The 12,497-nt window shown below is 51.8% G+C and carries 18 protein-coding genes; 7 read left to right on the top strand and 11 right to left on the bottom strand.

Annotated features, from left to right (window positions below; genetic code table 11):
• Positions 1 to 12 precede the first annotated feature (12 nt).
• Both ypdK and lpxP read right to left on the bottom strand, forming a co-directional pair.
• Positions 13 to 84 carry a membrane protein YpdK gene (gene ypdK / locus AL479_RS02005; protein ID WP_010723117.1) on the bottom strand — a complete coding sequence of 24 codons (72 nt, stop codon included), beginning with the start codon at positions 82 to 84 and terminating at the stop codon, positions 13 to 15.
• Between the two features lie 370 nt (positions 85 to 454).
• Entirely contained in the window at positions 455 to 1,375 is a 921-nt protein-coding gene (gene lpxP, locus AL479_RS02000) for a kdo(2)-lipid IV(A) palmitoleoyltransferase (protein WP_061074871.1), read from the bottom strand.
• Between the two features lie 422 nt (positions 1,376 to 1,797).
• Between lpxP and AL479_RS01995 the strand changes: the two genes are divergently transcribed.
• Complete coding sequence (locus AL479_RS01995) at positions 1,798 to 2,040, top strand: DUF2545 family protein (RefSeq protein WP_061074870.1); 243 nt, start codon at positions 1,798 to 1,800, stop codon at positions 2,038 to 2,040.
• Between the two features lie 149 nt (positions 2,041 to 2,189).
• Here the strand turns inward: AL479_RS01995 and AL479_RS01990 are convergent, their stop codons facing one another.
• The 5 genes from AL479_RS01990 to AL479_RS01975 form a co-directional block, all read right to left on the bottom strand.
• Positions 2,190 to 3,020 carry a cyanate transporter gene (locus AL479_RS01990; RefSeq protein ID WP_420535881.1) on the bottom strand — a complete coding sequence of 277 codons (831 nt, stop codon included), beginning with the start codon at positions 3,018 to 3,020 and terminating at the stop codon, positions 2,190 to 2,192.
• The gene (locus AL479_RS24155) at positions 3,020 to 3,361 is read right to left on the bottom strand and encodes a hypothetical protein (protein ID WP_420535880.1); all 342 of its coding nucleotides are present in this window, start codon (positions 3,359 to 3,361) and stop codon (positions 3,020 to 3,022) included. The genes AL479_RS01990 and AL479_RS24155 overlap by 1 nt, the downstream gene beginning before the upstream one ends.
• Positions 3,358 to 3,816 carry a nucleoside deaminase gene (locus AL479_RS01985; protein WP_061074869.1) on the bottom strand — a complete coding sequence of 153 codons (459 nt, stop codon included), beginning with the start codon at positions 3,814 to 3,816 and terminating at the stop codon, positions 3,358 to 3,360. The genes AL479_RS24155 and AL479_RS01985 overlap by 4 nt, the downstream gene beginning before the upstream one ends.
• A gap of 61 nt (positions 3,817 to 3,877) precedes the next feature.
• Entirely contained in the window at positions 3,878 to 4,348 is a 471-nt protein-coding gene (gene cynS / locus AL479_RS01980) for a cyanase (protein WP_061074868.1), read from the bottom strand.
• A gap of 32 nt (positions 4,349 to 4,380) precedes the next feature.
• Entirely contained in the window at positions 4,381 to 5,040 is a 660-nt protein-coding gene (locus AL479_RS01975; RefSeq protein ID WP_061074867.1) for a carbonic anhydrase, read from the bottom strand.
• 110 nt (positions 5,041 to 5,150) lie between these two features.
• Between AL479_RS01975 and cynR the strand changes: the two genes are divergently transcribed.
• The 4 genes from cynR to AL479_RS01955 all read left to right on the top strand — a co-directional run bounded on the left by cynR (position 5,151) and on the right by AL479_RS01955 (position 8,458).
• On the top strand, positions 5,151 to 6,044 hold the full coding sequence (cynR, locus tag AL479_RS01970; RefSeq protein WP_061074866.1) for a transcriptional regulator CynR: 894 nt from the start codon (positions 5,151 to 5,153) through the stop codon (positions 6,042 to 6,044).
• A 106-nt stretch (positions 6,045 to 6,150) separates the two neighbouring features.
• Positions 6,151 to 6,918 (top strand): basic amino acid ABC transporter substrate-binding protein, encoded by a 768-nt coding sequence (locus AL479_RS01965; RefSeq protein ID WP_061074865.1) that lies wholly within the window; start codon positions 6,151 to 6,153, stop codon positions 6,916 to 6,918.
• A 66-nt stretch (positions 6,919 to 6,984) separates the two neighbouring features.
• Positions 6,985 to 7,749, top strand: coding sequence for an amino acid ABC transporter permease (locus AL479_RS01960; protein ID WP_061074864.1), 765 nt, complete (start codon positions 6,985 to 6,987; stop codon positions 7,747 to 7,749).
• Positions 7,736 to 8,458 carry an amino acid ABC transporter ATP-binding protein gene (locus tag AL479_RS01955; protein ID WP_061077914.1) on the top strand — a complete coding sequence of 241 codons (723 nt, stop codon included), beginning with the start codon at positions 7,736 to 7,738 and terminating at the stop codon, positions 8,456 to 8,458. Before AL479_RS01960 ends, AL479_RS01955 begins: the two co-directional genes overlap by 14 nt.
• Positions 8,459 to 8,506: 48 nt before the next feature.
• Here AL479_RS01955 and AL479_RS01950 read toward each other — a convergent pair whose 3' ends face one another.
• On the bottom strand, positions 8,507 to 8,839 hold the full coding sequence (locus AL479_RS01950) for a YegP family protein (RefSeq protein WP_061074863.1): 333 nt from the start codon (positions 8,837 to 8,839) through the stop codon (positions 8,507 to 8,509).
• A 127-nt stretch (positions 8,840 to 8,966) separates the two neighbouring features.
• On the opposite strand from AL479_RS01950, the gene AL479_RS01945 reads away from it, so the two are divergent.
• Positions 8,967 to 9,440: a methyltransferase family protein gene (locus AL479_RS01945; protein ID WP_061074862.1), complete on the top strand. Its 474-nt coding sequence runs from the start codon at positions 8,967 to 8,969 to the stop codon at positions 9,438 to 9,440.
• Between the two features lie 14 nt (positions 9,441 to 9,454).
• Here AL479_RS01945 and AL479_RS01940 read toward each other — a convergent pair whose 3' ends face one another.
• Together AL479_RS01940 and AL479_RS01935 are read right to left on the bottom strand one after the other, a co-directional pair.
• Complete coding sequence (locus tag AL479_RS01940) at positions 9,455 to 10,042, bottom strand: dienelactone hydrolase family protein (RefSeq protein WP_061074861.1); 588 nt, start codon at positions 10,040 to 10,042, stop codon at positions 9,455 to 9,457.
• A gap of 7 nt (positions 10,043 to 10,049) precedes the next feature.
• On the bottom strand, positions 10,050 to 10,301 hold the full coding sequence (locus tag AL479_RS01935) for a zinc ribbon domain-containing protein (RefSeq protein ID WP_046483423.1): 252 nt from the start codon (positions 10,299 to 10,301) through the stop codon (positions 10,050 to 10,052).
• Positions 10,302 to 10,593: 292 nt separating this feature from the next.
• On the opposite strand from AL479_RS01935, the gene AL479_RS01930 reads away from it, so the two are divergent.
• Positions 10,594 to 11,193 carry a DUF1062 domain-containing protein gene (locus tag AL479_RS01930; protein WP_061074860.1) on the top strand — a complete coding sequence of 200 codons (600 nt, stop codon included), beginning with the start codon at positions 10,594 to 10,596 and terminating at the stop codon, positions 11,191 to 11,193.
• 114 nt (positions 11,194 to 11,307) lie between these two features.
• Here the strand turns inward: AL479_RS01930 and AL479_RS01925 are convergent, their stop codons facing one another.
• Positions 11,308 to 12,186, bottom strand: coding sequence for a nucleoside deaminase (locus AL479_RS01925; protein ID WP_061074859.1), 879 nt, complete (start codon positions 12,184 to 12,186; stop codon positions 11,308 to 11,310).
• Between the last annotated feature and the right edge of the window lie 311 nt (positions 12,187 to 12,497).

The raw sequence follows: 12,497 nt of genomic DNA, 5'->3' as shown, positions 1-12,497 counted from the left end.
GCATTGTTGTCTTTAGATCATCAGAGCAAACGTACCGGCCCAAACGATGACCATAAAAGAAATGCCCATAAAGAAATATTTCACTTTCATCTCTCCGCGCAATAACTGATACGCCTGAATGAATTTCATCTCATCTGATTATAGAGAGCTGATACCGGTAAAAACGAAACCCGGAATATTCCTCATTTCGTTTGCGGCATCACCTCAGAATTCTGTGCGTTGATTGCTCCAGACGGCGCTAATGTACGCCTAAAAATGAGGCGAGACAAGAGGCATTTTTTTATTTACTTTTAGTAACTTACAACTGTCGGGATTCGGCGACAGTATAATTGCAGAGGGTAATAAATCCCCTTTGAGCGACGCGATTTACGGTCCGAAAAACGAGGATGAAAAACCCTATCATAATCAGGGTTATTGGCGGGCGACAGGCAATAAAAAAGGCCTTGCGGCCTTTTTAAATGTAAAGCGAGGCTTCACCCATTGGACGGGTTTTAAAGCGGCGATGGATCCAGAGATACTGCTCGGGGGCGCGCATGATCTCTTTCTCGATAATTTTGTTCATGTAGGCAGCAGCCTGATTTTCATCCGCCGGGTAGCCTTGCATCTCCGGGGAGATATACAGACGGTAGCCGCAGTTACCGGCTTTTCTGACCATCGTTACGGTGAGCATCGCGGAACCGGACAAGCGCGACAGCACATAGGTACCGTTAGTGGTCGCTACATTTTTAACGGCGAAGAACGGAGCGAAAGAACTGCCTTTCGGGCCGTAATCCTGGTCGGGTGCAAACCAGACGGCTTCCCCTTTTTTCAGGGCGCCAACGATACCGCGCAGATTGTTTCTGCCGATCATCGCTTTATTCGAACGCATCCGTCCGCGGGTCTGTACCCACTCCATCAGCGGATTGTTGTGCGGACGATAGGTTGCCATCATCGGCTGGCAAAGCCCCATTACCCGACCACCCAGCTCCAGTGACATAAAGTGAACGCCAACGACCATCACGCCGCGATTTTGCGCCTGCGAGCGTTGCAGGTTATCCAGTCCCTCAACGTCAAACCATTTACGCACGCGACGGTCCGGCCAGAACCAGGCCATACCGGTTTCCAGCAGCGCCATCCCGAGAGAACGGAAATTCTCTTCGATCATCTTTTCTCTCTGTTCCTGAGAATAAGACGGGAAGCAGAGCTCAAGGTTTTTACGGGCGATAGACTCGCGACGTTTCAGGAAGGGGCGCGCCAGTGCGCCCGTCCGGGTGCCGAGAAAGCACAGAACAGGGTAGGGCAGTTGCACCAATAACCAGAGCACACCGAGACCAAACCAGGTGAGCCAGTAACGCGGATGCAGGAACGCGCGGGAAAATTTGCATTTTGGGAACATAAATACCTTCTAAAGATACCCATTTTTGTATCGCAGAAGACGTATTCTCCAACGCGGTACACTCAATGTCTTAGGCCATCATGTACGACAATGGTTCCTGCAAAGAGTGTAAAACTGCGTCAGGATAAAACCACGAGGGGCATGAATGCTGGACGCATAATGTACCACCTGGAGATTAATGTCAGCCACAAATAATTAATCAAGAAGCGTAAATATTTGCATTGCGTATAAAAAATAATGTCGTGTTTTTTAATTGTTTGTTTTTAATAAGGTTAGAAAAGCACAATGCGGAATATTCGTATAATTAAAATTGTTATGAAAAAGTTGTGATATTTGCCGGAGATGCCGCTTTAGTTTATGATTGAAAGTATAAGGAGAGTAAGGGCTTACGTTCGGAGTTCACGCAAAAAGGAGGTACGGCGATGATCTTTTTTTTAGCTTTTCTGCTCGCAAGTATCCTGGGTGTCAGTGGTTATATCGCGCAGGTTTTAGGTTGGGTATCAGCCATTAGCGCGCTTCTCGGCATGGTCATTCTGGCGGTGCTGATATACTACACCACGATGTGGTTGACTGCCGGTGACGAAATGGTCACAGGATTGTTTCTTTTTCTTTCACCTGCCTGCGGCCTGATGATTCGTTTTATGGTGGGTTACGGTAAGCGTTAATAGCCCCGGCAATAAATCATTAATATTGATGATTGCCATTTCTTATATCCGGTTATCGCGTCGAGTGGGAAAGTGCCAGTTCGCTGGCACTTTCGTTGTCAGGCACAACAGGAACGAGTCGGTTAATTCCCCGTCTTTTATTTCGCGTCTTATTCGGCGACAGACCACTCCTGCGGATAGCGGGCGGGAACGAAACGCAGTGTGAGCGCCATCAGCCCGGCGACACAGAGGGCGTGGAACGTCCAGTCAAGCCAGTAATTGCCGCTCAGACTGCGCAAGAGACCGGAGAGCCAGGGAGAGAGGCCGGCGATAATAAAACCAATCCCCTGCATGAAAGCAACTAATTTACCGGATATTACCGGATGTCGGGCATGGTCGAGCGCCAGCACCAGACATAAAGGAAATGCGCCGCCCAGGCCAATACCGCAAACCACAGCCCAGAGAATTGGCAATTGCGTGGGCCAGAGGATAAAACCACAAAAGCCGAGCATCTGTAGTGCCAGCGTGAAAAGCAGCAGTTTACGGCGATCCTGATGATGCGCGAGCATTGGCAATATCAGCGCTCCCGCCGTCTGACCGACGGTCATCAGTGCCAACAGCGTGCCGCTGAACTGCGCACTTTCGCCCAGTTGAATATAGTACGGCGGCAGCCAGGCAATCAGGCTGCCATAACCGCCATTGATCACGCCAAAATAAAGCCCCAGCGTCCAGGCGCGCGGGTTGAGGACAACGCGCACGGCGGCACCTTTCGGATGAGTGAGCGGCATCTCTGCGGAGCGGCGTTGCGCCAGCCAGCCAACCAGAGCGATCAGCGCGGGCAAGGCCCACCATGCCAGCGAGCGGTGCCAGAGTTCACTGCGTTGCGCGATCCACGGCGTCAGCGCCGCACCGAGTCCCCCGCCACCCATCAATGCGGCCGACCAGAGCCCCATCACCTGCGGCATGCGGCGATGAAAAAGACGCTTAATCACCGTGGGCATCACAACCTGAATGATCCCAATCCCAATGCCGCGCTGCTGAGCAGCACAACGCTGTGCGGCGCCAGTTCACGAAGCAATGCGCCGGTCATCACCATCAACAAACTTAAGGCGACGCTGACATGCTCGCTGATATGGCGATTGATCCATCCGCCAGCCAGCGCCAGCGCGCCCATGGCGATCATCGGTAGCGCCGTGAGCAGCGACGCCACGGCAAAGCTCATGCCGCTGGCGGCGCGCAGCTGCGGTAAAAGCGGGCCGACAGAGGTCAGCAGCGGACGCATGTTCAGGCCAATCAGCACCAGAACCAGCAGCATCAGGCCAATGCGGGAGGTTTTGTTCATGACTGTTTTTCAGCCCAGCGTTGATACACCGCCAGACCGTTAGGCTGTGGAAGATGATGAACGGGCAGCGTTTGTTGTTCGAGAGGCTGCTGTAGCTGCTGATAAATGGCCGCCGTGGAGAGACGGAACGTTTCGCCATCGCCATTGCTGTTGGCGAACCAGACCTCTTTCACCCCGGTGAGATACATCGCGCTAAGGCACATCGGGCACGGTTGCCCGCTGGCGTAAACCACGCATTCGCGGAGTGCCGCGCTGCCTGATTGGGCGGCAATCGCCCGAATGGCGTTGAGCTCCGCATGCCCGGTGGGATCATCATCCAGGTGCAGCGTATTGACGGCTTCGGCGATCGCGTCGCCGTTGCGAACAATCACTGCGCCAAACGGGCGCCCACCCTGTTCAACGTTGCGGGCCGCCAGGGCCAGGGCCTGTTGCAGATAGTTATCATGTGCAGACATGCTTTACTCCTGTGAGCAGATAAAAGAAAAACGATACGCCTGCGCGTACCGTTCTGATGGATTAAAAAGGCTTCGTCGGCAAATACTTGCCATCCAGGGTAATCACGGCGCGTTCGCCACCTTCTGGATCCGCCACTTTTTTTACATCCAGCCTGAAATTAATGGCGCTGATAATGCCGTCGCCAAATTTTTCGTGGACCAGCGCTTTTAGCGTCGTGCCGTAAACCTGCAACATCTCATAGAAACGGTACATCGTCGGGTCTGTCGGTACGCGATCGTCGATACTGCCGCGCAGGGGAATGGTCTGTAACAACAGTACCGCGTCGCTGTCGAGGGCCAGCTTCTCGCCGACGAGACGCGCAGCATCGGCCGGGAGAGCATGTTGACCGAGCAGCGCTGCGGTGACAAAGGCTTCGGATAAGCCGGTGCCGTCCGCAAGCTGGGCAAATGTGAGATCTTTTTTGGCTTTGCTCAGCAGGATCTGGTCAGCCAGGGCCAGGCGAATGTCACGGTTGATTTGCGACTGAATCATGATGAAACCTCTTTGATACGTTAAAAAATAGCTCAGGCTGCGGATGGCTGGCGGTAAGGCATCGCGCAGGTGTCTGGGTTGTTCGCCAGAGAGACGAACTGTCTGCTGGCACCGTCGTAAGCGGCAATCTCTGCGCTTTCAATGTCGTAAACCCAGCCGTGGAGCGCAATGCGCCCCTCTTCGAGCGCGAGGCGCACGGAAGGATGGGTCTGGATATTAGCGAGTTGCGCAATGACGTTTTCACGCACCATCGAGGCCGTTTTCTCAGCCAAAGAGGTGTGCGTTCGTGACTCATTGACGACGCGAGCGGAGTCCGCATAACGCAGCCAGTGGTTGACGGCAGGCATGTGATCCAGACAGTGACAGCCGGCAATGGCGGTCATCGCACCGCAGTCTGAGTGTCCGCAGATCACAATGTCGGTGACGCGAAGCGCAGAGACGGCGTATTCCACCGAGGCGGTCACCCCGCCGGGCTCCGGACCGTATGACGGCACAATGTTACCGGCGTTGCGGATCACGAACAGATCGCCAGGCTCGCGCTGCGTGACCAGTTCGGGAACCAGACGGCTGTCCGAACAGGAGATGAATAACGCCCGGGGGTTTTGCTGGGTGGCAAGGCGTCTGAACAATTCCGCGCGTTCAGGAAATATTTTGCGCTGAAACTTCAGGAAGCCATCAATAATCTCTTTCACGAATAATCCTCTGTCTCGCGATGCGATGAACACAGGCTACGCGCTTCGTATCATAAGATAAAAGACTCATTTACAATGGAGTATATTGGAAAATCTTATAGGTAAAAGCGATGCTGGATCGACACACCCACTATTTTCTTGCCGTCGCGGAACATCACGGATTCACTCGTGCAGCGGCGGCGCTGCACGTTTCGCAACCGGCGCTTTCACAGCAAATCAGGCAACTGGAGGAGGCGCTGGGCGTTCAGTTGTTCGATCGTAGCGGGCGTTCGACCCGGTTAACCGATGCGGGAGAGGTTTATCTGCGTTATGCGCGTAGCGCGCTACAGGCGCTGGAAGAGGGCAAACGCGCCATTCATGATGTGGAGGATCTGAGCCGCGGCGCCCTGCGCGTAGCGGTGACGCCGACCTTTACCGCCTGGTTTATCGGCCCGCTACTGGCCGAATTCTATACCCGCTATCCCAATGTGACTTTACAGTTGCAGGAGCTCTCGCAGGACAAAATCGAAGAGATGCTGGTTAACGATGAACTGGATGTCGGCATTGCCTTTGATGAGATTCACTCTGCGGATATCGATGCCTGGCCGTTGCTGACCGAAAACCTGGCTCTGGTTGTGGCGAATCATCATCCGCTGGCGGCGCAGGCGTCGGTGGATTTAAGCGTGCTCAATAATGAAAAGTTAATTTTATTGAGCGCAGAGTTTGCTACCCGGGAACAGATTGATCGTTACTGCCGCCAGGCTGGACTGCGACCGCAGATCCTCATGGAGGTCAATTCCATCAGCGCGGTGCTGGAACTGGTGCGGCGCACGGGATTATCCACGCTACTGCCTGCGCCTATCGCGACGCAAAGCAACGATCTGCGGGCCATTTCACTGACTCCACAACTGCTCGAACGCACGGCCGTATTATTGCAGCGCAAAGGTGCCTGGCGAACCGCCGCCGCCAGGGCGTTTGTCGCGATGGCGCAAGAAGGCGTTAAGGCTGTGAAAGCGACGCGCTAAGCGGCAATTCGGCGAAGCAAGCCGCGGATCAGATTGTGATTGCATAAGGAAATCAGTTTGGGTATTTTTATGCAGTAAATGTGCATAAAAATAACAGGAGAAGGGAATGTTCAGTCAGTGGATAAAAGCAGGATGTTTGATGATGGCGTTGACCGGGGCCGCTTTTGCCGCACAAGAAACCTACGTGGTCGGCGCGGGTGGCACCTATCGCCCATTTGAATTTGAAAACAGCCAGAAACAGCTGGAAGGCTTTGATATCGATATTATTAAAGCCATTGCTAAAGCAGAAAATTTTGATGTCAAACTGGTCAATACGCCGTGGGAAGGTATCTTCGCGACGCTGGGTTCCGGGGATCGTGACATCATTATCTCGGGGATCACCATCACGGATAAACGTAAGCAGATGGTGGATTTTTCTCTCCCTTACTTCCCGGCGGAGCAGTCCATTGTCGTTCCGGCTGATTCAAAAGTGAGTTCTCTGGACTCGCTGAAAACGGAAAAGGTTGGCGTCGTTAACTCCAGCACTGGCGACATAGTGGTTTCTGGCGTTCTCGGGAAAAACAGCACCGCGATTAAGCGTTTCGATAATACTCCGTTAATGCTGCAGGAATTGTTTGAAGATGGCGTCAGCGCGGCGGTTGGCGATGTTGGCGTGGTGAAATACTACATCAAGCAGCATCCGGAAAAACAGTTCAAGCTTGTGCCGGATGCCAAGTTTGAGCGCCAGTATTTTGGTATTGCAGTCGCCAAAGGGAATACCGAATTACTGCAAAAAATTAACGCGGGATTGAAGAAAATCATCGCTGACGGTACCTACGATAAAATTTATAAAACCTGGTTTGACAGTGAAGTCCCGACGCTTCCGTCAGAGTAATTTGCATTATTAATTTATTTTTAGGCTGACACGCGGTCTGTGTCAGCTTTTTTGCAGGGGAAAACCATGACGGGATTTCGTTGGGAAATCATCCAGGAGTATGCGCCATTATTTATGGAAGGCGCGTGGATGACCATAAAATGCACCATCATCTGTGTCTGTCTTGGCACACTCTGGGGGCTGACGCTGGGACTGGGCCGCATGGCGAAAGCCGAGCACGGCTTTTGGAAATACGCGCTCCGCTATCTTGTTCAATATCCCGTTCGTTTCTACGTCAGCGCCTTTCGCGGAACGCCACTGTTTGTTCAGATCATGGTCGTCCATTTTGCGCTGGTACCATTGTTCATCAATCCTCGTGACGGAATGCTGGTCACCAGCGGGCTGATGAGCGCCGATTTTGCCCGCGAATTGCGCTCGGGCTACGGGGCTTTCTTATCCTGTATTGTGGCGATCACGCTGAATGCCGGGGCTTATGTTTCCGAGATCTTCCGCGCGGGGATCCAGTCGATTGACCCCGGCCAGATGGAAGCCTCGCGAGCGCTGGGGATGCCGTGGTGGAAAACCATGCGCAAAGTTATTCTGCCTCAGGCTTTTCGCCGTATTCTTCCACCGCTGGGCAATAACGCCATTGCGATTGTCAAAGATTCCTCACTCGCCTCGGCGATCGGTCTTGCTGATTTGGCCTACGCGGCGCGTACGGTTTCAGGTGCTTACGCAACCTACTGGGAACCCTACCTGACCATTTCACTGGTGTACTGGGTACTCACCTTCCTGCTGGCGCAGCTGGTTAACCGTCTGGAAAAAAGGTTTGGTAAAAGTGATCCACATTAAAAATTTACATAAACACTTTGGTGACAACCATGTTCTGCGCGGAATTGACTGTGATATCAAACCGCAGGAAGTGGTGTGCATCATTGGTCCGTCAGGGTCCGGAAAAAGCACCTTTTTACGCTGTATGAATGCGCTTGAGACCGTCACCGAAGGCGAAGTGATGGTGAATGGTTTTGCCGTTCACGATCGCAAAACCGATCTCAATAAAATGCGCGAAAGCGTAGGGATGGTGTTCCAGCGTTTTAATCTGTTTCCGCACATGACGGTGCTGGACAACCTGATGATGGCGCCGCAGATGCTGTTGGGTCTCTCCCGCAGTGATGCGGTCAGTCGGGCTGAAATGCTGTTGGAAAAAGTCGGATTAAGCGATAAACGCGACGCCTGGCCTTCGCGCCTGTCGGGCGGTCAACAGCAACGCGTGGCGATTGCCCGTGCGCTGGCAATGAACCCCTCGATCATGCTGTTCGACGAGCCAACGTCGGCGCTGGATCCGGAGTTAGTCGGGGATGTGCTGGAGGTCATGAAGAACCTGGCCAATGAAGGCATGACCATGGCGATTGTCACCCACGAAATGGGGTTCGCCCGTGAAGTGGCTGATCGGGTCATCTTTATCGATCACGGTATTATCCAGGAAGAGGGATCGCCTGACGTGCTTTTTACGTCACCAGTGAATCCGCGAACGGCTGAATTTTTAAGTAAAGTTCTCTGATATAAGAGGCCAGATCGGTATTTCTCGATCTGGCCCATTACGTCAAAATCAGATCTGTTCTTTTATCGTTTTGCTGCTGCCGTTTGTTTTAACTGAGGCGATGCCCACATCACGCGATTGCGCGGAGGCATACATCTGGCTGGTGCCAATGATCTGATGATTGCCTGCTTTTAAATTAAAGAAGAACTTACCGTTCGACGCTGTCTTCATGTCGTAGCGCTCGTCCAGCGAGCTATTCGACTGAACGGAGGCAATGCCGTTTTCTGCCGCCGCCTTCGTGGTATACAGTTCGCTCGTGAGAATCACCTCACCATTACCTGCTTTCAATACAAAACGGAACTGATCGTTTGTACTCTTACTTAATTCGAACCAACCGGCCATAATTATCACCTTTTTGAAAAGAGAGGAATTACCGCACCGTATTGAGCATAGTTTATTAATAATTTATCAGGCAATATTCGAAGGGATCTGAAAAGTCTCAAAATAGTCGCGGTGCAGAAGGAGAGAAATGAAACAGATCAACGTGCGTCTCGCAAAGCTCAGGAGTCGGTTTCCGCCGCCGGTCATTTTATTAATCTTTGTGGTCGGGGATTGTCTGACCGCAAATCCACATTTTACCTTTGGCCTGGTCACCCAGGTGCTGAGTCTGGCGATTGCCGCAGTAAGCCTTGGCGTCATCCTGACGACTGCGTGGCACATGCACGTGAGTCACACCACGCTCAATCCACTACAGGCGGATAAAACGACGACGCTGGTCACGCACGGATGCTATGCCTGGAGTCGAAATCCTATCTATCTTGGACTGACCGGTGTGCAACTTGCCGTTGCGCTCTGGATGGGCAGTCTGCCAGGCCTGATTGCCGTACCGTTCTTTATGTTGGCGGTGGCCCGATTGCATATCGATTTTGAAGAGTTCCAGCTACATAAGCGCTTTGGCGCACAGTGGGAGCACTACGCTAAACAGGTTCGCCGCTGGCTATAAAGGCCGCATGTCGACTATCCGCAGACCGCGTCAACAAATGCGATGGCATCGGCGACAGCATGACGCGCCTGCCACGCAAGGTATCCGGGACTGTCCGCGTCACAAAAACCGTGCTGCGCATCGTACATATGGCATTGCACCAGGGGCAATGTTTCCAGTTTCTGTTGTAGCACCGCAGGGTCGAATGACGGCTCATGGCGAGCCATGATCATCAGCGCAGGGCAGTGCGGTAACTCATCGCTGTACTGACGAATGCGAGAGCCATAATGACATATAACCCCGTCACACAAGCCGCTTCCTGCGACCCGCCATGCGAGCGTTGCTCCGGTGCTGTAGCCGATGACAATCAGTTTGCGATGTTGCGCGCGCAGTGTGGTAAGCAACGTTAAGAGGGGTTGTGGATCAAAACCAACGTGGTGTGAAAAATAGCGATACGCCTCATCCTGCTGAGCATAGCTGTACGGCGCGTCATGCGGAAAAAGTGCGGGGGCGTAGACATCGAAACCGCGCGCCCGCCACATTTCACGGGTACGCCGTATATGCGCATTGATGCCGTAGATTTCATGCAGGATAACGACGGCATCCGACCGTTGGGTTGGCATCGACGGTTTAGTCGTCTGCTTTGTGTGCCCAGGCGGGCATGGACGTCAGGTAACGGATTGCGCGTTTACGTGACTCCTCAGGGCCAACTTTTTGCCAGGAATCCAGAAATCCCGCCAGACCGGAAACGGCTTCATCCCAGGGCTTCAGATTGCCTTCGGCATCGCTGCAATACGCACAGTATTTATCGCTCGCCCCTTTGGCATCGGGTGCGGAAAGTGGCATTCCGCAGGCATGGCAAAACTGTTCTTGCTGTGACATTTAACGCTCCTTGTATCCTGTGGTTGATGAATAAATATACGGTTATTTTTCGAGAAGAATCCGATGCCAGATCAAATAACCCTGATAGTTATGTCACAAATATTGATTTGATTTATGTATTGAGAAACCAGGTGTCTGTTAGTCTTGCTGGCTTATCGATAACTCAAGGGATTGTTGTGCTGGAAATCTTTTCTTAACCCACTGAAAAATATCTTCAAATATTTTTCGCATAGCAAAATTCATGGTTCGTCCAGGACGAATCCGTTTTTGTATGGGTTAAAAAAGGGTCAACATGCACGTCACATGGACCGTCAGTCCCGTGGGATATCAGCGCATTGCGAAGCGCTGTCCTGCCTGCAATATCAAACGCGATTTCATCCCTTCCGGGGCTTTCAGAATGAATTCGCAAAAGAAGCTGCTGGATGTCTGGAGCATCTATAAGTGCCTTCATTGCGATTATACCTGGAATATCAGTCTGTTCTCGCGACTCCCTGTCAGCCGTATTGACCGCGACCTTTATGCGCGGATCGTTGCCAATGACGCAAGCGCGATCCTGCTTTTCGCTCACGATCGCCAGGTTCTGAAGCGAAATAATGCCGAGCTCTCCGGGAGCCCGGACTTTTCTGTTCGTGAACAGTGGCGGGTAACGCTTGCCCGGCATCAACAGGTGAAGGTCACGATCAGCTTAACGACCGCTTTTCAGGTCAGTCTGTTGTCGGTAATGAAAAAGCAGTTGTGGCTCAGTACGGGGGAGATTGCGCGACGGATTGCCGAAGGGAAGATTCGCGGCATTACGCTGCGTGAACTTAAGAATCGCAAAAATCATGATACGACGCATGAGTTTTGGATGAGCCCCGACGCGTTCTACGCGACCCGGAAAATGAAGCGCTAAACGACGACGCCCGGCCAGTCAGGCGGGCGTCGAAGACTGATGAGTGAACACGGCGGGGATATCGCGTTTCCGTGATGATGTCTTTCTATCTCACGGACGATTTCCCCTGAAATATCAATCTTCAAGTGAGATAAATTCTTCGCAAAAAGACGTATAGGGACGCAGATTCGCGTAATTCCGTGAGAAACGAAGTCTGCGGTCAATATTTTTGACCAGCCTGTTTGTGGAATCTTCATTCAGGAGTTTACACACGTGCCGTGTATCCAGACGTAATATTTTGCACGCCTCCAGCGTTGGACAGAAATTCATGGAATGGAACGTGATCTGTTTTTCACTTCTCGCCACCACAGGCATTTCATCCACCGTGGCGTGAAACCGGCTTACCAGTAAGCGATGGGCTGCTTCTAACAGATTGCTGTGTTCAGTACGCAGTATCGCACTATTTTCACAGAACCAGGCCGTTCGACGTGCAATGGAATCTGCATTCAGCGCCTTAAGATCGTCATCGGTCGCCGAACGTAGTCTATTGATTTCATTTCGAACATCCGCGCGATAAAGGGTAGAGCATTCCCGCTGAAGAATACCTTTATGTACGGTAATATCCATTCCTGCTTTCTCAAACGCCTCGGTACAGAGGAATAAAATTCGCCGCCGCCCCTGATCCAACGCATCCTGAATAGAATAGCCATAAGCTATCTCTTTGATACCTGACCACGCAATGGCGAAGGCACACATCGGACAGGGTTCACTGGTCGAGAGAAGAAGGCAACCGGATAAATCTTTGCCGATCTTTTTCCCGGCGAGTTTAATAGCATTAATTTCAGCGTGCGATGTCGGGTCTGATTCAGTTTCCTCACCATCATGCGCAGAGGCAATGATTTCCCCATCCTTGATGATGACTGCACCAAATCCTTTATTTCCTTCACGCAGACTTTCCTCGGCCTCACATATAGCATGACGCATATAATATTCAAGTTGAATAATATCATCCATAAGTTATTTATTCCGTGGCGTATAATTATGAATTATTACACCGACGTTATTCCGCTGACAAGGAGCAATAACAGAATTCTCTGCCGCACAAAAACACGTTATTTACGTAAGGATTCGTGACTAATTATTTATCTGAAAAGAGATATTCCCGTATAAACGAGCCGATCGCCAGTGTGTAGTGCTGACAATGCGAGTCTTTTCGCAACCGTTTTTTTCGCATAACACAAACTAATACATTCTTATTACAAAAATAGTTTCTATTCGCATCTTATCTATTCTTGCGATCGCGGTGATTTCCACATATTTTATCC

It is taken from the genome of Citrobacter amalonaticus, from assembly GCF_001559075.2.
Classification (GTDB): domain Bacteria; phylum Pseudomonadota; class Gammaproteobacteria; order Enterobacterales; family Enterobacteriaceae; genus Citrobacter_A; species Citrobacter_A amalonaticus_F.
The sequence above is the reverse complement of the archived record's forward strand: the minus strand, read 5'-3'. Positions and strand labels throughout refer to the sequence as shown.

Bases quoted from the DNA above. Each gene is read 5' to 3' on its own strand.
- AL479_RS01960 (WP_061074864.1), top strand. From the start codon at position 6,985: ATGACGGGATTTCGTTGGGAAATCATCCAGGAGTATGCGCCATTATTT.
- AL479_RS01965 (WP_061074865.1), top strand. From the start codon at position 6,151: ATGTTCAGTCAGTGGATAAAAGCAGGATGTTTGATGATGGCGTTGACC.
- lpxP (WP_061074871.1), bottom strand. From the start codon at position 1,375: ATGTTCCCAAAATGCAAATTTTCCCGCGCGTTCCTGCATCCGCGTTAC.
- AL479_RS24155 (WP_420535880.1), bottom strand. From the start codon at position 3,361: ATGAACAAAACCTCCCGCATTGGCCTGATGCTGCTGGTTCTGGTGCTG.
- AL479_RS01925 (WP_061074859.1), bottom strand. From the start codon at position 12,186: ATGGATGATATTATTCAACTTGAATATTATATGCGTCATGCTATATGT.
- cynR (WP_061074866.1), top strand. From the start codon at position 5,151: ATGCTGGATCGACACACCCACTATTTTCTTGCCGTCGCGGAACATCAC.
- AL479_RS01945 (WP_061074862.1), top strand. From the start codon at position 8,967: ATGAAACAGATCAACGTGCGTCTCGCAAAGCTCAGGAGTCGGTTTCCG.
- AL479_RS01930 (WP_061074860.1), top strand. From the start codon at position 10,594: ATGCACGTCACATGGACCGTCAGTCCCGTGGGATATCAGCGCATTGCG.
- AL479_RS01935 (WP_046483423.1), bottom strand. From the start codon at position 10,301: ATGTCACAGCAAGAACAGTTTTGCCATGCCTGCGGAATGCCACTTTCC.
- AL479_RS01995 (WP_061074870.1), top strand. From the start codon at position 1,798: ATGATCTTTTTTTTAGCTTTTCTGCTCGCAAGTATCCTGGGTGTCAGT.
- AL479_RS01950 (WP_061074863.1), bottom strand. From the start codon at position 8,839: ATGGCCGGTTGGTTCGAATTAAGTAAGAGTACAAACGATCAGTTCCGT.
- AL479_RS01940 (WP_061074861.1), bottom strand. From the start codon at position 10,042: ATGCCAACCCAACGGTCGGATGCCGTCGTTATCCTGCATGAAATCTAC.
- AL479_RS01985 (WP_061074869.1), bottom strand. From the start codon at position 3,816: ATGTCTGCACATGATAACTATCTGCAACAGGCCCTGGCCCTGGCGGCC.
- cynS (WP_061074868.1), bottom strand. From the start codon at position 4,348: ATGATTCAGTCGCAAATCAACCGTGACATTCGCCTGGCCCTGGCTGAC.
- AL479_RS01990 (WP_420535881.1), bottom strand. From the start codon at position 3,020: ATGCCCACGGTGATTAAGCGTCTTTTTCATCGCCGCATGCCGCAGGTG.